Here is a 19,607-nt window from a genome sequence, read left to right as displayed (position 1 = left end):
GGCGGAGGGTGCGGGATTCGAACCCGCGGTACGGGGTTACCGCACAGTGGTTTTCAAGACCACCACATTCGGCCGCTCTGTCAACCCTCCCGGTGCCGTGAGGCACCGATCGAGCATACCGGGCCGGGTGCCTGGGGAGCACACGGCCGTGGCCCGTCGGCCGCTGCTCGACCTTCGACTATTCCCCCTGCGCCCGTTCCGGCCTACAGTCACGACATGAGCGACATCACATCTCGGGACATCGGTGTCCCCGCGCCCACGTCCTCCTCCGCCTCCCCGTCGGTGTCCTCAGCGCGCCGGGGCGACTCCCTGACCGCCACCACCCTGGCCATGCTTGTCGTGATGGCGGTGGTGTCCATCTTGATCGTCAGCAGCTACCTCCCCGACGGCTCTTCTGCCGTGGTGTACCTGGCGTGGATGCTGGCCGGAGGAATGGCGGGGCTGTGCGTGGCCGCGATCGGCAGCCTGGTGCACACCGTCACCGGTGGCCACGAGCGGACCGTCCTCACCAGGGCGGGCCTCGTCTTCGCGGCGTTCTGGTCGATGGTGGTGGCGATCGCCGTGATCGCCGGGGGCACCGTCTCCTTCTAGGCCGGCGCTGCCGCCACGGCCGGCCACGGTCACCGGCGGCGCAGTGCCTTGTCGGCCTCGACCACGGCGAACACCAGCACACCCGCGCCCAGCGGCACCAGCCATCCCATCCAGCCCACCGGGCCGGAGGCGAAGGTGGTCTGCATGAACGGGACGTACACGAACGCCAGCTGCAGCAGCAGCATCACCGCGATGCACAGCCACGAGATCGGGTTGGTGGTCAGCAGTTCCTTGCGCAGGCTGGTGGTGCGGGTGAAGCGCGAGGCCAGCAGGTAGAAGATCTGCCCCACCACGAGCGTGTTCACCGCGGTGGTGCGGGAGATCTCCAGCGGCACCCCGGCGGCCTGGCCCAGCAGGAACACCCCGATGGTGACCGCGCCCAGCAGCAGCGACACGTACACGATGCGCACCACCCCGGCGCGCGGCAGGATCGACTCCTTCGGATCACGCGGCGGGCGGCGCATGATGTCCGGCTCCCCCGGTTCGAAGGCGAGCGCGAGGGCCAGGGTGACGGCGGTGATGGTGTTGACCCACAGCACCTGCACCGGGGTCAGCGGCAGCGTCATCCCCAGCAGCACAGAGACCAGCACCACCAGGCCCTGCGCACCGTTGGTGGGCAGGATGAACACGATGGCCTTGCGCAGGTTGTCGTAGATGGTGCGGCCCATCTGGACGGCGTCCGCGATGGTGGCGAAGTTGTCGTCGGCCAGCACCACGTCGGCCGCGTCCTTGGTGGCCTCGGTGCCCTTGATGCCCATCGCCACGCCCACGTCGGCGCGCTTGAGCGAGGGGGCGTCGTTCACGCCGTCACCGGTCATGGAGACGACTTCGCCGTCGTCCTGCAGGGCCTGGACCAGGCGCAGCTTGTGCTCGGGGCTGGTGCGGGCGAACACCGAGTGGGTGCGGGCAAGCTGCGCGAGCTCCTCGTCGCTCGCCTCCTCCAGCTGAGCGCCGGTGACGGCTCCCTGCTCGTCCTCGATGCCCATCTCACGACCAATGGCCGAGGCGGTCCCGGCGTGGTCGCCGGTGATCATGACGACCCGGATACCCGCATCGTGGCAGGCACGGATAGCGTCCATCGCCTCCTCGCGCGGCGGGTCGATGATCCCGTAGAGCCCCAGGAACACGAAGCCGCCACCGTCGATGTCATCGGTGGTCAGGGATGTCGCGGAGCCCCTGTCATCGGCGCGGCGCACCGCAGCGGCGAGCACGCGCAGGCCCTGCCCGGACAGCTCGTCGATGGCGCGCTCCCAGTGCTCGCGGTCCAGCGGCTCGTTCTCATCCAGGTCCACGCCCTGGCGGTCGCAGCGGTCCAGCAGGCGGTCCGGTGCGCCCTTGAGGTTGACCACGTCGCCGATGCCGTCGATGCGGTCCAGGGTGGCCATGTACTTGTAGGCGGAGTCGAAGGGGACCGCGTCGATGCGGTTCTCGTCGTGCCCGTCGATACCGGCCTTCATCGCGAAGGTGCGCAGGCCGCCGTCGGTGGGTTCGCCGGAGAGCACCCACCTGTCGTCCCTGCGGCTCACGGTGGAGTCGTTGGCGCGGGCGGCGACCTCGGCGAGCATGCGCAGGTCCCCGCGCTCCTCGGGGCCGACGGCCACCCCGTCCTGCTCGATGTCGCCCTCGGGGGCGTAGCCGGTGCCGCTGACCTCGTAGGTGCCCTCGGGGGTGACCACGGTGCGCACGGTCATCTCGTTGCGGGTGAGGGTGCCGGTCTTGTCCGAGCAGATCACGGTGACCGAACCCAGGGTCTCCACCGAGTTCATGCGCCGGGTAATGGAGTTGCGGCCGGCCATCTTCTGCACGCCGAGGGCCAGGGTGATGGTGAGCACCGCCGGCAGGCCCTCGGGGATCGCGGCCACCGCGAAGCCGATCGCGGAGAGGGTGAGGTCGGCCAGGGAGTAGTCGTACAGCACCCAGCCGATGCCGAACATCAGCACCGCGGCGATGACCACCAGCAGCGACAGCTTGGCGCTGAAGGAGGTCATCTGCCGGGTCAGCGGGGTCTCCATGGACTCGACCTCGTCGAGCATGGTGGTGATGTGGCCGATCTCGGTGCGGCGGCCCGTGCCGACCACCAGGCCCCGGCCGGAGCCGGAGGCCACGGTGGTGCCGGAGAACGCCATGGAGGTGCGGTCGCCCAGGCCCGCATCGGCCTCGACGGGGTCGGTGCCCTTCTCCACCGGCACCGATTCGCCGGTGAGGGCGGACTCCTCGCAGGTGAGGTTGGTGGCCTTCAGGATCCGCAGATCGGCGGGCACCTTGTCCCCGGCGGCCAGCCGCACCACGTCACCGGGCACCAGCTCGTCGGCCGGCACGGTCACCCAGGTGCCGTCGCGGCGGGCCTGCGCCTCCAGGGACAACATGGTGCGGATGCCGTCCAGGGCGTCGGCGGCCTTGCCCTCCTGCAGGTAGCCGATCACGGCGTTGATGATCACGACCGCCGCGATCACGATGGTGTCCACGTAGTGGCCCATCACGGTGGTGAGCACCGCGGCGCCGATCAGCACGTAGATCATCGGGTCCCGGAACTGGCGCAGCAGTCGCGTCAGCGCCGATTCCTGCTCCCCGCTGGGCAGGGCGTTGGGACCGTAGTGCTCGAGGCGAGCTGCGGCCTCCTGGCCCGTGAGCCCGTCGCCGGTGGCCCCGAGCTGCTCCATCGCGTGGTCGGCGGTGGCCGCGTGGGGATCGGGGAGGATGCTCTGCTGGTCGCTGGGCTGATCGTCGGCAGGGGGTGGCTCGGGGTGTGCGGTCGCGGTGGTCATCACCCCCAAGCCTGCCCGTGCCGGCTGAGGGTTCGCAGGACCTTCGCCGAGATCGTCCAGTATGCGAGCCACCGGATCGGCTGCCGGGTCGGCCGTCGGTGGGGCCAGGCCGACGAGCCCGAGTCCGACCCCTACGGGCCCGGCCCACGGACCCGGCGCATAGGCTGGAGCGACCTGCAACCGAGGGAGAGGACAGCCATGCGCGCCGTGATCATCGAGTCCAAGGGCAGTGAGCCCCGCCTGGTGGAGGATGCCGAGGAGTCCCTGCTCGCAACCGGGCAGGACGCCGACAGCGACGCCGCAGGCGCCACCGTCGAGCTGGACGTGCTGGCCTCCAGCTACAACTACAAGGACGGCATGGCCATCGCCGGCAAGGGCATCGCCCGCACCTTCCCGCTGATCCCCGGCATCGACCTGGTGGGCCGGGTGACCGGCTCTGGGGGCGACGGTTGGGATGCCGGTGACCTGGTGGTCCTCAACGGCGACGGCATCGGGGAGTCCCGCCACGGCGGCTTCGCCACCCGTGCCCGGGTGCGGCCGGACGCCCTGGTGCGCCTGCCCGCGGGCATCTCCCCCGAGCGGGCCGCCGCGATCGGTACGGCCGGGTTCACGGCGATGCTGGCGGTGCTGCGCCTGGAGGACGCGGGCCTCGCCCCCGACGACGGGGACGTGCTGGTGACCGGCGCCTCCGGGGGTGCCGGGTCGATCGCGATCGCACTGCTGGCCGGCCGCGGGTACCGGGTGGTGGCCTCCACCGGCCGGGGGAGCGAGAACCAGGAGTACCTGCGCCGCCTGGGCGCCGCGGAGCTGATCGACCGTGAGGGGCTGGGAGGGGAGGTGGGCAAGCCGCTGCAGTCCCAGCGGTTCGCTGGGGCGATCGACGGGGTGGGCTCCACGACGCTGGCCAACGTGCTGGCGCAGACCAGGTGGGGCGGGACGGTGGCGGCCTACGGGCTCGCCCAGGGGCCGGACCTTCCCGCCACGGTGCTGCCGTTCATCCTGCGGCACGTCACTCTCGCCGGGGTGAACTCGGTGGAGGCGCCGCTGCCGCTGCGCGAGCGGGCGTGGGACGCCCTGTCCCAGGAGCTCGACCTGGAGCTGCTGGACTCGATGACCAGCACCATCGGCCTGTCCGAGGTGATCGGCCACGCGCAGCGCATCCTCGACGGCCAGGTGCGTGGCCGCACCGTCGTGGACGTGGCGCTGTGAGGGCCGCGGACGCTGGTGCTGCTGGTGATGCGGCCGGCGTTCAGGGGGCGGCACCCCTGATTCGGGCTGTCAGCATCACCGAGGATCACCGTCTCGAACCCGCCCGGGTTCCGGAGCCCGTACCCGGCCCGGGTGAGGTGCTGGTGGAGGTGGTGGCCGCCGGGGTGAACCGGGCCGACCTGGCGCAGGTGGCTGGGAACTATCCCCCTCCCCCGGGTACCTCCGAGCTGCCGGGGCTCGAGGTCTCCGGTCACCGCCGCGACACCGGGCAGGCCGTGGTGGCGCTGCTGGCCGGCGGTGGCTACGCGGAGGTGGTGGCCGTACCGGAGGGGCAGCTGCTGCCGGTGCCGGAGGGACTGGGCCTGGTGGAGGCCGCTGCCGTGGTGGAGGTGTGTGCCACCGTCATCTCCAACCTGGTGATCGAGGCGCAGCTGCAGGCCGGTGAGACCGTGCTGATCCACGGCGGCACCGGCGGCATCGGCGCCACCGCCATCCAGATCGCCCACGCTCTCGGTGCCCGGGTGCTCACCACCGTCGGCTCCGATGAGGCGACCGGGACGGTGCGCGCCCTGGGGGCCGATGCGGCCTGGAACCGGCACACCACTGACGTGCGCGCCGCGGTGGAGGAGGCGGGCGGGGCCGACGTGATCCTCGATGTGATCGGCGGGCCGGCCCTGGCGGACAACATCGCCATGCTCCGCACCGCAGGCCGCCTGGTCATCATCGGCACCCTGGGCGGTGGCCGCGGTGAACTGCCCATCGGCGCCCTGATGGGCAAGCGGGCCCGGGTCATCGGCACCACCCTGCGCTCCCGACCCACCGGGGAGAAGCGCGAGATCCTGGCACGCACCCGCGAACTGGTGTGGCCGTGGCTGACCGACGGCACGGTGCGGATACCGATCCAGCAGCGCCTGCCGCTGGATCGGGCGGCGGAGGCGCATGGGGTGCTGCGCGAGGGCGGGCACCTGGGCAAGGTGGTGCTGGAGGTCGCCACGTCGAGCAACGGCAGGTGAGGCCACGGGCCGCCAGATCCCGCCCTTGACGCAGTGCCTCAGGCGCCGCTGAGGCCTTCCAGCACCAGCACGGTGCCGTCGTCGTAGACGGTGGCGGTCTCGGTGTCGGCCACGTCCTTGACGCCCTGCGGGGCCTGGCCCATGGCGATGCCCACGCCGGCCCACTGCAGCATCTCGGTGTCGTTGAAGCCGTCCCCTACGGCGACGGTGCGGTTCTGCTCGATGCCGAGGTGCTCGCGGATCTCCTCCAGGGCGGTGGCCTTGGAGACGCCGGGGGCGGCCATGTCCAGCCAGGCCGTCCAGCCGATCGCGTACTCCACTCCGTGCACGCCCGATTCGGCGACCACCTTCGAGAACTCCTGCGGGGTGAGGTCCGGGACGTGCACCACCACGCGCACCGCCTCCAGCACCATCAGCTCATCGAGGTTCGTCTCCTTGGCGCGCACGCCGAAACTGGCGTCCTGGAAGCCGGGGGTGGCGTGGAAGGAGCCGTCGGGCATCTCCACCGCGTAGTGGGCATCCGGTGCGACCTCCCGCAGGGTGGCCAGGGCGTGGCCGGGCTGGAAGGTGCGGGTCGCCATCACGCGGTGACCGGCCTCGAGCTCGGGATCCATCTCCACGGTCACCGCGCCGTTGGAGCACACCGCGTAGCCGCGCTCGATGCCGGCGGCCTCGACGATGGGCAGGGTGGCGCCGATGGAGCGGCCCGTGGCGATCACCACGTGGTGGTCCCGGGCAGCCTGGCGCAGCGCGGCGCGCATGGGGTCGCTCATGGCACCGTCGTGGTCCACCAGGGTGCCGTCCACGTCCAGCCCTATCAGCAGATCCGTCCCGGCGATGGGCTCGAGCAGCTCGTTCAGGCGGGAACGAACGGCGTCGATGTGGGCGGTACGGGCTGCGGGGGCGGTGTCCGTGGACGTCATGCCGGGCAGTGTGTCAGCGGCATCTGACCGTCGGGTGAACCGGCGGTGACGGACGGCGTGCAGCATCGAGCGCAGGGGGCGTGCCATCAGGCGATGACCTCGAAGACCTCGCGTCCGCCCAGGTAGGGCCGCAGCCCCTCGGGAACCACCACCGAGCCGTCGGGCTGCTGGTGGTTCTCCAGGATGGCGGCGATGAAGCGGGTGGTGCCCAGGGTGCCGTTGAGGGTGGCGACCGGGCGCAGGCCGTCCTCGGTGCGCTCGCGGATGTTCAGGCGGCGGGCCTGGAACTGGGTGGTGTTCGAGGTGGAGGTGAGTTCGCGGTAGGTGTTCTGGCTGGGCATCCAGGCCTCGCAGTCGAACTTGCGGGCGGCGGAGGTGCCCAGGTCACCGGCGGCGGTGTCGATGATCCGGTAGGGCACGTCGATGCGGGCCAGCATCTCGCGCTCCCAGTCCAGCAGGCGCTCGTGCTCGTCGTAGGAGTCCTCGATGCGGCAGTAGGAGAACATCTCCACCTTGTGGAACTGGTGGACGCGGATGATGCCGCGAGTGTCCTTGCCGTAGCTGCCGGCCTCGCGGCGGTAGCAGGCGCTCCAGCCGGCGTAGCGCAGGGGCCCGTCGGACAGGTCCAGCACCTCGTTCGCGTGGTACCCGGCCAGGGCCACCTCGCTGGTGCCCACCAGGTAGAGGTCGTCCCCCTTGTCCAGGTGGTACACCTCGTCGGCGTGCTCACCCAGGAAGCCGGTCCCCTCCATGGCCTCGGGCAGCACCAGGGTGGGGGTGATCATCGGGGTGAACCCGGCCTTGGTGGCCTGGTCGATGGCGGAGTTGAGGATGGCCAGCTCGAGCTGGGCGCCCACGCCGGTGAGGAAGTAGAAGCGGGCCCCGGAGACCTTGGCGCCGCGGGCCATGTCGATCGCGCGCAGGCCCTCGGCGATCTCGAGGTGGTCCTTGATCGGGTGCTCGAACTGACGGGGCTCGCCCACCAGCTGGCGCACCTCGAAGTCCTCCTCGAGGCCCTCGGGGGCGCCCTCGGCGATGTTGGGGATGGAGCGCAGCAGCTCGTCGCGGGCAGTGACGGCCTCGGCGGTGGCCGCCTCGAGCCGCTTGACCTCCGCGGCGAGCTCCTTGACCTGGGCCAGCAGCTGCTGCTTCTCCTCGCCCTGGGCCTTGGCGACCTGCTTGCCGAAGGTCTTCTGCTCGGCCCGCTTGGACTCGAAGGCGGTGGTGGACTCGCGCCAGCGCGCGTCGGCCTCCAGCACGGAGTCGACGACGGAGGGGTCACGCCGACGGGCCCGCTGGGCCTCACGGACGACATCGGGGTTCTCGCGCAGCTGCCGCAGATCGATCATTGGTCCAGGGTACCTGCGCGTGACCGCCCTCCCACAGCGGAGCACGACAGCGCGAGGAGGCGCTCCGCCGGCCATCGGGTGCCGGCCCGACGGGCAGGGACCGACGGCCGACGGGGCAGGGGCGGGGTGCCGGGCGGGCGGTAGGCGGCGTGCGCGGCGATATCGGACATCGCGACTATCCTGGCGCCATGGATCAGACCCTCATGGTGCTCCTCATCGCCCTGGTTGTCGCCGCCGTCATCGGGCTCGTCATGCTCGCGATGGTGCTGCAGCGCCAGGGACGGCACGGCAGGGACATCGCCGCCCTGCGGGACGAGGTGCGCGGCGCCGCTCACGCCGGTCGGGCGCGTCGCGCCGCAGGCGCCGGGCCCGACGACGAGCGCTCCGCGGACGGCGCGAACTCCCGCGCCCCGGGCTCCCTGCCGGGCGCCGCCCAGTCCCGGCAGGACGGTGCCGGTGCCGATGAGCACGCCCACCCCGAGGCCGGTGACTGGGGCCGCTCCCAGGACTCCTTCGAGGACGAGGCCACGGAGGAGGATCCTCAGCACCAGGAGACCGAGGTCGGCAAGCGCCTGGAGAAGGTCGCCATCGTGCTGAACCCCTCCAAGTTCGCTGACGAAGAGGCCTTCCGCACCCGCATCACCGAGGTGATCGAGCGGATCGAGGGCTCCGAGGTCGCCTTCTACGAGACCACCGTGGAGGATCCGGGCCGGGGCATGGCACGGCAGGCCGTCAGCGACGGCGCCGACCTGGTGGTGGCCGCCGGTGGCGACGGCACCGTGCGCATGGTGGCCTCCGAGCTCGCCGGCACCGACACCCTGATGAGCATCATCCCCGCCGGCACCGGCAACCTCCTGGCCCGCAATGTCGAGCTGCCGCTGGACGACCCGGCCGCGGCGATGACCGCCATCCTCACCGGTCAGGATCGCCTGGTGGACGTGGGCTGGCTGCGCGTGGGCAGCACTGCGGCCGAGGCGCAGTCCGCCAGCAAGCAGGTGTTCCTGGTGATCGCCGGCTTCGGGGCCGACGCCGAGATGATCGGCAATACCGGGGACGAGATGAAGAAGCGCATCGGCTGGGTCGCCTACGTCTTCGGCGGCGTGAAGTCGATCCTCGGTCGCTCGATCGACATCGTGGTGGACCTGCCGGACGGCTCCCGCCACCCCCACAAGGCCCGCACCGTGCTGCTGGGCAACGTGGGCAAGCTCCCCGGCGGGATCACCCTGATGCCGGATGCCGCGATCGACAACGGACGCCTCGAGGTGCTCGTGGCCAGCTGGACGGGTGCAGCCGGGTTCAGCCAGTTGGCCAGCCACATCATGAACCCCAGCGCGGTTGCGCAGCCAAAGCGCCGCCTGCGCCGCGGTCCGCGCCTGTCCACGCTGGAGGCGTACCACACCGAGTCCATCAAGGTGGCCACCACCAAGCCGCAGATGGTGCAGCTGGACGGCGACACCGACGTGGAGGCCACCCATCTGATCGCCGAGGTGGACCCGGGCGTGCTGCACCTGCGGGTGCCCGTCAGCTCCAGCCCCACCCGGGACTGAGAGGTGCTCAGTCCGCCTGAGCGTTCCGCTCACCCTGGGCTGGGCTGGTGACCAGGGAGGTCAGCGACTCGACCCAGTCGCGGGCCTCGTCGTAGGCCTCGTCGGAGTAGTCCTCGCGGAACTCGGGGCGCTGCCCGTCCACCCGCGGGTAGGAGCCCAGGTAGTGGACCACGGGGCACACGCGGTGCAGGGCCCTCAGCGCAGCGGCCACGCGGCGGTCCTCGATGTGCCCTTCGACGTCGATCGAGAAGGAGTACCTGCCCAGGAAGTCCCCGATGGGGCGCGACTCGATGCGAGAGAGGTTCACCCCGTTGGCGCTGAACATCTCCAGCATCTCCAGCAGCGCACCGGCGCGGTTGTGCGGCAGCTGCACCACCAGCGTGGACTTGTCCGACCCGGTGCGCGCCGGGATCCTACCCTCCCGGGTGACCAGCACGAAGCGGGTCTGGGCGCCCTGGTGGTCCTCGATCCCCTCGGCCAGCACCTCCAGTCCGAAATGGCGGGCGGCCAGCGGGGAGCACACTGCTGCGCGTCCCACGGAGTCCTCCGCGGTGGCGGAGGCGAGATCGCGTGCGGCGGCGGCCGTCGAGGAGGAGGCCGCGATGCTGGCCTCGGGCAGATGCGCCCGCAGCCAGCCCTGCACCTGGGCCTGGGCGTGCGGGTGGGAGGCCACGGTGGTGACCTCGCTGGGGTCCATCGGCTCGCGGGCGGCGAGCACGAAGGTGATCGGCACGACCTGCTCGGCGACGATGGTGATGGAGTCGGTGGCGGCCAGCACGTCGAGGGTGCCGGAGACACCGCCCTCCACGGAGTTCTCGATGGGGGCCATGAGGGCGTCGATGTCCCCGGCCAGCAGGTCGGTGGTGGCGGTGGCCACGGAGGCGAAGGGCACCAGCTCCGGTTCGGCGCCCGCGAACTCCTCGGGCGTCTCGGCCAGGGCCTGCAGCAGCGCCTGATGGGTGAAGGTGGTCTCGGGGCCGAGGAATCCGTACCGCATGAGCCGTGAGTGTAGTGCCCGGCAGATCAGCGCAGCGGAAGCGTCCAGCGCTCCACGAGGCGGGCGGCATCGGCCGGGTGCCGTTCAGTGACAGTGGCATGGCCGGTGCGGAGGGGCCTGGCCCCGATGCCGCGGGCCACGGCCTGGGAGGCGCTGTTGCCCGGGGCGATCCGCAGCACCAGCTCCACGATGCGCGCTTCCAGCCGTGCTCGCTGCACAAGCGCACCGGCGATGCGCGCGCCCAGTCCGCGCCCGCGGTGGGCCGGCAGCACCCAGTAGGTCAGCGCCGCCTGCCCCCGGTCCAGGCCGGACCCGAGGAGGTGGATCCCTCCCCCGCCGATGAGACGGTGGGTTCCGCTGCCGGTCTCATCGGGCCTGCCCGCAGGAGCGGTGGCCCTCCTCGAGTGAACGTGGTCGACCGCGCCAGCATGCTCGGTCACCTCCCCCACAGGCGCCATGGCGGCGAACTCCCGCAGTGGCCCGTCGGCCCGCCATCGGCCCGCTCGGCGCAGGAACGCATCGAGGGTCTTGGCCTCCCAGCGGACGCCGAACACCTCGTCGGCCAGGCTCTGGTCCTGGCCGTGCAGGATCTGCTCGGCGTGCTCAGGCCCCAGCGGCACCAGGTGGATCACGAGCCGTGGGGGCTGCCGGACCCGGGACCGGCACGCAGTGCGCGGCGCACGGCCTCGAGGATCGCCTCGTCGCCGAAGCCTTCACTGCGCGCAGCGCCGACGACGTCATCGGCCAGGCGCTGCAGATCGGGGTTGAACTCCGCGACGGGGGCGCCCTCGGCGATCCGCGTCCCCGCCCCGCGCCGGGTGATCAGCACGCCGGATTCCTCGAGCTCCTTGTAGGCGCGGGCGACGGTGCCCGGGGCGAGCCCGAGGTCCCCGGCCAGGGTGCGGATGGCCGGCAGTCGGTCCCCTGTCACCAGGACTCCACTCGCCACCTGGTCCAGGATGGCGCGGCGGATCTGCTCGTAGGGCGGGGTGGGGTCCTCCAGGTCCACGACCAGCGTGCTCATCGTCCCTCCCTGACCGGGGCGGCCCGCCCGGCCAGCGACGACCCCTGCCCGTGTGGTCCGGACAGGCGCTCCATCGGACGCTCTGCCTCGGCACCGTCGGACGGAGCACCGAGAGCGCGCGAGGGCAGGTCGGGGGTCGACGTCCCCGCAGCCGGGCCTCGGCTTCCGGGTTTCCCGGTGCGGGCCCGGTTGGCGCTGTCGGGGATGCGGCGAGCGATGGCGGCGGGCACGCACACCATCACTGCTCCCAGCACTGCGGTCAGCAGGCCCACGATGGCTACCGCCACGGAGATGACGGTGCCGGCCACCCCGAGCACCATCTCCTGGTACTCCGGCTGTGCCACCCTCAGGAAGCCCAGCAGCCCGTGCATCGCCAGGACCTGTGCGGTGAGGCCGGTCCCCACCGCGATCGCGCCCAGCAGAGAGGTGACCGAGCGGCGCCGCAGCAGCAGGTCGTGCGGGTCCGCGCTGGGCCTGCGCCGCACCACGATCACCAGCGCGCCGATGCCCGTGAGTGCCAGAACTCCCAGTGCCACCAGCACGGGCACCGTGTACCACTGCCCGGGGAACGGCCCGTAGGCGCCCGAGGTGAAACCGTCCACCCCGGTGTGCGCGAGGCTGCGGCCAGGCCTTCCCTGGTCGTCCGGTGAAGCCACAGCGGTGGTGAACAGGGCGTATGCGATCAGGGCGATCGCGGAGACGGCGGCGTTCATCAGGGCGGGGCGCGACACCAGCGCGCGTGAGTCGCGGGGGGCGAGCAGGCCGTAGCGCTGCGAGGCGGAGCGCGCCGGCAGCGTCAGCTCACCGAGGAGGATGGCGAGAACCAGGACCGTCACCCCGATCAGGAGTGATGTCCCGGTCAGGGCTCCCAGTCCGAGCCGGCCTGAGGGCCATGTCCCCTGCAGGCTCAGCGCCACGATCGCGATGGTGAGGACGACGGCAGCGACCGCGCCGATCCACCGCGCCAGCAGTGCCCCGCGGTGCAGCCCGGTGCGCTCGCTGCCGGAGATGGTGGCGTACACCAGCAGTGCTACCACTGCGAGCAGGGGGAGCACCAGCATCCCCATCATCCCCAGCAGGGCGATTCCGCTCATGACTGTCTCCCCTCATTCGTCGCGGAGGGTCGGTCCGTCCAACCCGTCACCGCTTGTATCGATTGTCTGACACAAGCGTGCACCGATCTGGTGTTTGTGTCAAGGTGTTGGAACAAGATTCGTCATTGTCTGCATCTCTCAGCGGGGCGCGGTGCCCGGGGCGCCGGCCACGAGGCGCGCGTGCTCAGGGCGTCGGCCACGAGACGCGGGGCGCGGGCCGCCGGTGCGCGGGGCGTTGGCGCACCGTCCCGGCCCGGGGCGACCCGTAGCATCGGAGCGTGCTTCCTCACCGCCCCACCGCACCGGTGGCCCCCTCGTCACCGACGACGGGGGTCCTGACGACCACGCCACGTGGCGCTGCGGGCCCGGTGCTGCGCAGGCTCGCGCTCATCCTGGTGGCCGCGCTGCTGCTGGTTCCCGGACTGACGGTGCTGATCCCTCCGTCCGCGCAGGCCGATGACACGGGTGCCCCCGCCGAGGAGCCGGTGCGCCTGGTGATCGCCACGGCCGGACTCGCCTGGGAGGACATCAGCCGCGTGGACACCCCCTCGCTGCAGTGCCTCGCGGACGTGTCCGGGGTGGGCGCAATGAACACCACCTCCACCACAGTGGTGAGCACGAAGCGCCAGGGCATGGAGACCCTGCGCACCGGGTACCGGGGGCTCGCCGAGGAGGCGCCGCGCACCGCCGGGATCCCCTCGCCGCCCACGGACCAGTGGCAGCAGCTGGACGTGCCCGTGGTCGAGATCGACGCCGCCGGTGGGGGCGAGACTCCCGCCGATGTCGCGCAGCAGGTCTCCAGCGGGCTGGACGACGGGGCGATCCTGCTGGTGGACGCCGGGTCCGTGCCCGATCACGACGACCCCGGCCGCCCCGAGGCACTCGCCGCGCTGGACTCGCAGGTGGGGGCAGTGCTGGACGCCGCCGGTGTGGAGCGCGGGCTCTCCGACGCCGAGGGCGATGGCGGGGTGAGCACCCACCCCGGGGATGCCGCCTGCACTGAGGGGGCGCTCCCCCGCACCCTGCTGCTCTCCGTCGCCGCGACCGACCCTCCCGTCTCCGAGCTCGACCAGGTGGAGCGCACCGGCGCCGTCGCCTCCCGCACCGTGGGGCTGCAGGTCGCGATGGACAGCGCCTTTCCCGGCCAGGCCCTCACCACCGGTGCCACCAAGCAGAGGGGCGTGGTGGTGCTCACCGATGCCCTGGCCACCGTCCTCACCTCCCACGACACCTCCCCCGACGGACTCATCCCCGGGCAGCCGTTCCGGGGGGTGGGCCATCCCGATCCGCAGCGCCTGGCAGTGGATCGCTCGATGGCGGCCGCCGCGGTCGACGCCGCCTCCGTGCCCGCCCTGGGTTCCTGGTTCGGGATCGGCCTGGTGGGCGCGGTACTGCTGCTGATCCCGGCCACCGCGCGCCGTCCGCGCGTGGCCGCGGTGGCCCGGGCGGCGGCGTCGGTCGCACCCCTGCCGCTGGCCGTCGGACTGTTCGCCTCGATCGTGCCGTGGTGGCGGGCCGAGCCGCAGGCGCTGGCGCTGACCGGCGTGGTGTGGGCGGGCAGCGCCCTGCTGGCTGCCGTCTGCCTGGCCGGCCCGTGGAGGCGCCACCGCTTCGGCCCCGCCGGGGTGGCCGCTGCCCTGGTGGCCGGGCTGGTGCTGCTGGAATCCGCCACCGGCTCCCGTTTCCAGCTGGGCTCACCGCTGGGCGCTCAGCCCATCTCCGGCGGGCGTTTCTACGGCCTGTCCAATCACCTCTTCGGCCTGGTCCTGGGGGCATCGCTGATGGCCCTGCTGTGCTTGTTCACGGTGGTGCGCACCACGCGGGCGCGGATGCTGTGGACCCTGACGGTGGGTGCGGTGGTCGCGATCGTGTGCGTGGCCCCGTCGATGGGCGCGGACTTCGGGTCGATGATCGCCACGGTCCCGGTGTTCGGGCTACTGGCCCTGCTGGTCTCCGGGATCCGCGTGCGCATCTGGCACTTGGCCCTGCTGGCCATCGCCGGTGCCGCCGCGGTGCTCGGGGTGTCGTTCCTGGACTGGCTGCGCCCCCCGGAGGAGCGCACCCACCTGGGGCGCTTCATCGACGAGCTGCTCAGCGGGGAGCTGGCCGCGGTGGTGGTCCGCAAGCTCGCCCAGAACGTGGCGATGGTGACCGGGTACTGGGGGCTCGGCATGCTGATGCTGCTGGCCATTGCGCTGTCGGTGGTGATCCTGATGCCGGGTCGGCTGGGCCTGCCGCGCCTGGCACGGATGGACGCGGAGCATCCCGCGTCCTACCCCGTGCGAGTGGCGCTGGTGGTGGGTGCCTGGCTGGGCTACGCCGTCAACGACACCGGTCCCGTGCTGGTGGCGGCGATGCTCGGCGTGTGGATCACGCAGCTGCCCGCGGTGCTGCCGGAGCCGTCCGGTCCTGAGGTGTGTCAGCGGGCGGCGGGTGCGCACGCGGAGCCGCCCGCTGGATGCTGAGCACAGGGCTCCTGCAGGCGGGCGCCACCGGGCCAGGATCGAAGCGCCGCGCCGGGCATGTGCCCTCAGGCTCAGTGCTCGTCGTTCTCCGCGTCCACGGCGGCGTGCACCACGAGCGAGGTGTACTCGTCGGCCGTCAGCGGCGGGACGATCGATGGCGGCAGCACCGGCTCGGGGGCGTCCAGGTGCGAGGCGATGATCACGGCGTGCTGCGGATCGAAGGGGCCCGAGACCGGAGCGCTGCGCAGACGCTCGGCGAGCGCATCCAGGTCGACGCCGGCCAGCAGCACCACGTCATCGGGCTCGAAGGCCCCCGCCACCGGGAGTGCGCGCAGCTGCCCGTCCAGCCTCCCGGCGTCCACGTCGCCCAGTGCGCGGGTCTGGTCGTCACTGAAGGTGCCGGCGACCGGGAGCGCCTGCAGCGCTGCGCGGCGACGGTCGGCGCGGTCGTCGGCGCCGGTGTCCGGGGTGACGGACCAGGCGTCCTCGTCGTCGGTGTCGTCCTCGTGGGGGCGAGCCGGGGCGATGGACGATGTGGCAGACCCGTCGGATGCCGTCGTCGACGAGTCCGGGGCCGCGTCGACCGGGGCGGGGCGGTCAGCGCCCTCAGCCGCACCCGGCACCTCTGCCGGCCCGGGATGCGCGGGGTCGGGGACAGGGGGCGCTGGGTCAGCGGGCACCGGGTCGAGGCGCGTGGCCCCCGGTGCTGCGTCGGCCTCCTGGGAGGTGCTGGTGCCGGTGGCGGCCGCCTGTGGGGCTGCTGCCGACGGGGTGGCCGCGTCGTCCTCGGCGGGTTCGTCCGGGGTGACATGGCGGCGCCGGGCCAGGGCCCGCAGCACGTCCTTGAGCTGGCGGGCGCGGTGCAGCTGACCGCTCAGGTCCCGGCCCGTGGCCCGATGGTGCAGATCGCACTCGATCTCCTTGACCCAGAAACCTCCGGTGAGGGCGTCGATGGTCAGGGAGGTCTCCACGCCCCAGCCCGGTGCCAGCGGCTGGCAGGCGTCCCAGGTCTCCCGGGTGATGCAACGGGTGCCGGACAGCGGCTGGGTCGGCTCCCATCCGGTGGCGCGCAGGATCCCGGAGCGGGCGGTGCGCACCACGATGCCGAGCCCGGCGGCGCCGTCCTGCGGGGGCAGCAGGGCGATGGCCATGTCCACGCCGTCGCCGAGGACCGCGTCGACCAGCGGCTGCGCTGCGGTGCCGCTGCCCTCCATGTCGGCGTCGAGGAACAGCAGGGCGCGGGGCCGTTCACCGTCCGCGTCGATCACCGGCAGCGGACCGGTGTGGCCGGGCACCCGCGGTTCGGCATGCAGCTCCTCGCGGAAGGCCTCCCCTCCGTCGGCACGGTGGGCGTCCTCGCGCATCGCGACCAGCTGGGCGCCGGTGGCCATCGCCGCGGCCTTGCCGCGGTTGGTCTTGTGCCGCACCACCAGGGCGTCCGCGCCCATGGCCACGGCGGCGGTGGCGTCGGTGGAGCCGTCGTCGACCACCACGACCAGGTCCACCCCGTCGATGCGGCGGGCGGCCTCGATGGTCGCCTCGATGCGCTCCGCCTCGTTCTTGGCGGGGATGACGACGGCGACGCTGGTGGGGCGGTCGGTCGTGAGCGGCCCCGCGGCCCTCATCGCAGCGTCACCTGTCGGGCCACGATGCCGCCGCGCGCCCTCCGCTCGAGCGGGGTGAGGGGCTCCTCGGTGTCCAGGGCCTCCTCGAAGCGGGTGCGGAAGGCCTCGGCCTCCTTCTCCACCCCCTCGACGCCGTACCCGGTGGGCAGGTCCCACACGGGGATGGTCATGCCCTCGGCGCGGAAGGAGCCCACGTACTTGGTGTCCTCCCCCACGCCGGATTCGCGGCGAGCGTGGAGGCGGGCCACGGCGTCGATCACCCTGTCCTCGTCGGCATCCAGCACCCAGCGCAGATGCTCCTTGGGGCCGGCGTCCACCCAGTAGGCGTGCGGCAGGCCCTCCACGGGCTTGGTGGGCATGATCGACTCGTCGGCCTGCTTGATGGACTGCTCGATCTCGGCGGTGCGCTCGGCGCCCGGGTCCACCCAGAAGTCGAAGCTGTCGTGCACGGTGATCGGGAAGTCACCGGTGAGATCCAGCAGGTCCTGCAGGCGGGGGGACTCGTCGGTCAGCTGCACGGTGGTCACCGGGGTGCCGGGCTCGGCCTCGAGGGCCTGCAGCAGCACCTGGCCGATACCGCGGGACAGGTCACCGCCCGGGAAGGTGGACTGCACGCCGATGATCACCGAACCGTCGGTGCGGCGCACGGCCGGCCAGGCCATCGGCAGGATCGTGGCCAGCACGACGTCCACACCGCCGTGCTCCTCGACGGTGGTAGCGGTCATCGTGGCCGCCGGGATCAGCTGGCGCATCGCCACCAGGTCGCGCTCGGCGGGGATCCCCTCGAAGGGGCGTCGGACCAGGGCATTGCTCGAGGTGGAACTCATGGCGGGAAGTCTACCGACCGGCGGGGCCGCCACAACGGAGCCGGGCCTCACCTCGAACCCGTCGGCGGGGAGAGCACTGCATCGGGCGCGGGCGGGCTCCCGGGCCCTGACGCGCTCGGGCGCCGGCCCTTGGGGAGCCTGCTGTTGGTCGACGAGCCGGCCGACGCCAGCTGGCCCTGCTGCGCAGTCAGCCCGTCAGCGCGGACCCGTCGCAGGCACCCTCGACCTCAACGGCGAGACCATGCAGGTAGATAGTCGATTCTCCCTTCCACGAGTCAATCCGCAGTCGCCCGCCTGCAGGTCCCCCCGTCTCGAACCCGTAGGCGGCTCCGCCGGTGTACTCAGGATCGCCCACCTCCCCCAGCCCGTGCTCGGCCAGCACCTCGTTGACGCGCTCACGTCGATCAGGCCAGCTCGGGTCGCTCTCCTCGAGCCGCAGCGGGGTGCTCCACGTGCCGGGCCGCCACCGGCAGCTGCCGTCCTCCCCAGGCGCGAGCGCCTCCCGGTCCGGGCCGCTCCATTCCGCCTCCTCCCGCAAGGTGAAGGCTTCCTGCAGTTCCTCCACCAGGGCCGCGACCTCGTTGCGCGCCTTCCCCAGCGGTACGGCCTCACCCGGCCCCGGCGTGCATCCTGAGATCAGTGCCATGACCAGTGTCCCTCCCCATATCCCTCGGTATCGCCACGTGTGCATCGACGTCCTTTCTGGCTCTCGCCCGCGTTATCCACATACGTGGGACTGGTGCCATGTCGGTACCGATAATGGGGATGAGCGAGTGGAACGGGGATGGCATGTTCTACGGGGCCGATACGGAATCGCTGCGGCGGTGCGCCGATGTCGTCCCCGGCCACGTGTACGTCGTGGACGAGGCCATCCGCCCGTCTGACGGATCTGAGCCCCGCATCCGTCTCATCAATCCCTGGGGGAATGTGAACTCGCAAAAGCCGCAGGTCCTCGAACTCACCCAGAGCGAGTACTCACGGAGCTCCGTCTCGCACAATTCGCACAGGAACTGATCGCCTCGCCCCTTCCGGCCATGCGTCGTCCATGGCCGCGCGGCGCCACTGCCGCGCCCGACGTCGTTCAGGGCAGGCGCACCAGTTCCTCGGCCCGCCGCTCCAGGTCGGTCGGCTCCTGCCCGTCCAGCATGTGCAGGGCGAAGTCCTCACTGATCCGCTCGAACGCCAGGGTGCCGCGCACGGAGTTGCCGTGCTGGTCCAGCTGCGGCGCATAGGTGGCGATGCCGAACCGGGACGGCAGAGCGGCGATGATGCCGCCGCCCACCCCGGACTTCGCGGGGATGCCCACATCGCTGACCCAGTCACCGGCGTTGTCGTACATCCCGCAGGTGAGCATCACCGAAAGCACCTGCCGCGACGCCACCCGGGAGAACACCTCCACACCGGTGATGGGATTGGTGCCGCCCCCGGCGAGGGTCGCGGCCATCACCGCGAGATCCGCCACGCTCACCAGCACCGAGCAGCCCTCGGTGTACCCGCCGACGACGTCCTCCGCGTTCTCGTCCATCGAGCCGGCCGCACGCAGCATGTAGGCCAGCGCCAGGTTGCGGTCGGCGGTCTCGAGCTCGGCCTGCCGGGTCACCTCGTGCACCTCCAGGGTGCGCCCGGCGGCGGCGTCGAGCACATCGCGCAGCCGCGCGGTGCGCTCCTGCTGGGTGGGGCCGAGCATGGCGTGGGTGCGGATCGCACCGATGTTCACCAGGGGGTTCTTGGGCTTCTTCGTGACCGGATCCAGGCTGAGCGCGTTGAACTCCTCTCCCGTGGGCTCCTCGTCCACGATGGAGGTGACGTAGTCCAGCCCGTGCAGGTCGATCGCCGCCCCGTAGGCGAAGGCCTTCGAGATGGACTGCACCGGGAACGCGTGCTCACTGCCCACCGAGGTGATCTCCCCGTCGATCGAGCACAGGGCCACCCCGATCTGGTCCTCCTTCGCGCCGGACAGCAGCGCCAGCTCCGGGATCTCGCCCTCGCTCTCGGCGGAGGACAGTGCCTCCTCCAGGCGCTGCAAGTACGTGCGCAGGGCGGTGTCGGGGTAGGTGCTGGCCTCGCGGTCACTGTCCGGGTCGGAGCGCGGAGCGGGATGGGCGCTATAACCGGGTGTGGTGTGGAATGCGGCAGACACACCGCCGACGTTACATGGGCCGCGCCGCAGCGTCCCCC

16 protein-coding genes and 1 tRNA gene are annotated in these 19,607 nt (G+C 72.0%); 5 read left to right on the top strand and 12 right to left on the bottom strand.

Annotated elements, in window-relative coordinates:
• Nucleotides 1-2: 2 nt before the first annotated feature.
• Nucleotides 3-90: transfer RNA gene (locus M4D54_RS00995), tRNA-Ser, on the bottom strand.
• A 126-nt stretch (nt 91-216) separates the two neighbouring features.
• On the opposite strand from M4D54_RS00995, the gene M4D54_RS00990 reads away from it, so the two are divergent.
• On the top strand, nt 217-591 hold the full coding sequence (locus tag M4D54_RS00990; RefSeq protein ID WP_259889674.1) for a hypothetical protein: 375 nt from the start codon (nt 217-219) through the stop codon (nt 589-591).
• Between the two features lie 29 nt (nt 592-620).
• Here the strand turns inward: M4D54_RS00990 and M4D54_RS00985 are convergent, their stop codons facing one another.
• The gene (locus M4D54_RS00985; RefSeq protein WP_259889658.1) at nt 621-3,356 is read right to left on the bottom strand and encodes a cation-transporting P-type ATPase; all 2,736 of its coding nucleotides are present in this window, start codon (nt 3,354-3,356) and stop codon (nt 621-623) included.
• A 198-nt stretch (nt 3,357-3,554) separates the two neighbouring features.
• On the opposite strand from M4D54_RS00985, the gene M4D54_RS00980 reads away from it, so the two are divergent.
• Both M4D54_RS00980 and M4D54_RS00975 read left to right on the top strand, forming a co-directional pair.
• On the top strand, nt 3,555-4,565 hold the full coding sequence (locus M4D54_RS00980) for an MDR family oxidoreductase (protein ID WP_259889656.1): 1,011 nt from the start codon (nt 3,555-3,557) through the stop codon (nt 4,563-4,565).
• A 59-nt stretch (nt 4,566-4,624) separates the two neighbouring features.
• A complete protein-coding gene (locus M4D54_RS00975) occupies nt 4,625-5,578 on the top strand; it encodes an NAD(P)H-quinone oxidoreductase (protein ID WP_259889746.1) in 954 nt (317 codons plus the stop codon).
• 38 nt (nt 5,579-5,616) lie between these two features.
• On the opposite strand, the gene M4D54_RS00970 is transcribed toward M4D54_RS00975, so the two are convergent.
• Both M4D54_RS00970 and serS read right to left on the bottom strand, forming a co-directional pair.
• A complete protein-coding gene (locus tag M4D54_RS00970; protein ID WP_259889654.1) occupies nt 5,617-6,501 on the bottom strand; it encodes an HAD family hydrolase in 885 nt (294 codons plus the stop codon).
• Nucleotides 6,502-6,587: 86 nt separating this feature from the next.
• Nucleotides 6,588-7,850, bottom strand: a complete 1,263-nt coding sequence (serS, locus tag M4D54_RS00965; protein WP_193866618.1) for a serine--tRNA ligase — start codon at nt 7,848-7,850, stop codon at nt 6,588-6,590.
• A 188-nt stretch (nt 7,851-8,038) separates the two neighbouring features.
• Here serS and M4D54_RS00960 point away from each other — a divergent pair, with 188 nt between their 5' ends.
• Nucleotides 8,039-9,397 carry a diacylglycerol kinase family protein gene (locus M4D54_RS00960; RefSeq protein ID WP_259889652.1) on the top strand — a complete coding sequence of 453 codons (1,359 nt, stop codon included), beginning with the start codon at nt 8,039-8,041 and terminating at the stop codon, nt 9,395-9,397.
• A 7-nt stretch (nt 9,398-9,404) separates the two neighbouring features.
• Here M4D54_RS00960 and pheA read toward each other — a convergent pair whose 3' ends face one another.
• From pheA to M4D54_RS00940, 4 genes are read right to left on the bottom strand one after another with little or no spacing between them, the layout of a single operon-like run.
• Nucleotides 9,405-10,394, bottom strand: coding sequence for a prephenate dehydratase (pheA, locus tag M4D54_RS00955; protein ID WP_259889650.1), 990 nt, complete (start codon nt 10,392-10,394; stop codon nt 9,405-9,407).
• 26 nt (nt 10,395-10,420) lie between these two features.
• Nucleotides 10,421-11,014 (bottom strand): GNAT family N-acetyltransferase, encoded by a 594-nt coding sequence (locus M4D54_RS00950; RefSeq protein WP_259889648.1) that lies wholly within the window; start codon nt 11,012-11,014, stop codon nt 10,421-10,423.
• 8 nt (nt 11,015-11,022) lie between these two features.
• Complete coding sequence (locus M4D54_RS00945; protein WP_259889646.1) at nt 11,023-11,418, bottom strand: GntR family transcriptional regulator; 396 nt, start codon at nt 11,416-11,418, stop codon at nt 11,023-11,025.
• Entirely contained in the window at nt 11,415-12,512 is a 1,098-nt protein-coding gene (locus M4D54_RS00940) for a hypothetical protein (protein WP_259889633.1), read from the bottom strand. Before M4D54_RS00940 ends, M4D54_RS00945 begins: the two co-directional genes overlap by 4 nt.
• 278 nt (nt 12,513-12,790) lie before the next feature.
• On the opposite strand from M4D54_RS00940, the gene M4D54_RS00935 reads away from it, so the two are divergent.
• On the top strand, nt 12,791-14,977 hold the full coding sequence (locus tag M4D54_RS00935; RefSeq protein WP_259889631.1) for a hypothetical protein: 2,187 nt from the start codon (nt 12,791-12,793) through the stop codon (nt 14,975-14,977).
• Nucleotides 14,978-15,048: 71 nt separating this feature from the next.
• Here the strand turns inward: M4D54_RS00935 and M4D54_RS00930 are convergent, their stop codons facing one another.
• The 4 genes from M4D54_RS00930 to glsA all read right to left on the bottom strand — a co-directional run bounded on the left by M4D54_RS00930 (nt 15,049) and on the right by glsA (nt 19,569).
• Complete coding sequence (locus M4D54_RS00930; RefSeq protein ID WP_259889628.1) at nt 15,049-16,602, bottom strand: glycosyltransferase; 1,554 nt, start codon at nt 16,600-16,602, stop codon at nt 15,049-15,051.
• Nucleotides 16,599-17,429, bottom strand: coding sequence for a DUF5926 family protein (locus M4D54_RS00925; protein WP_259889625.1), 831 nt, complete (start codon nt 17,427-17,429; stop codon nt 16,599-16,601). Before M4D54_RS00925 ends, M4D54_RS00930 begins: the two co-directional genes overlap by 4 nt.
• 187 nt (nt 17,430-17,616) lie before the next feature.
• Nucleotides 17,617-18,075, bottom strand: a complete 459-nt coding sequence (locus M4D54_RS00920; protein ID WP_259889623.1) for a hypothetical protein — start codon at nt 18,073-18,075, stop codon at nt 17,617-17,619.
• A 435-nt stretch (nt 18,076-18,510) separates the two neighbouring features.
• Entirely contained in the window at nt 18,511-19,569 is a 1,059-nt protein-coding gene (glsA, locus tag M4D54_RS00915; RefSeq protein WP_259788957.1) for a glutaminase A, read from the bottom strand.
• Nucleotides 19,570-19,607 lie beyond the last annotated feature (38 nt).

Source organism: Brachybacterium sp. p3-SID1565, from assembly GCF_025143785.1.
In the GTDB taxonomy this organism is placed as follows: domain Bacteria; phylum Actinomycetota; class Actinomycetes; order Actinomycetales; family Dermabacteraceae; genus Brachybacterium; species Brachybacterium epidermidis.
This window is presented reverse-complemented; position numbering and strand designations above follow the sequence as displayed.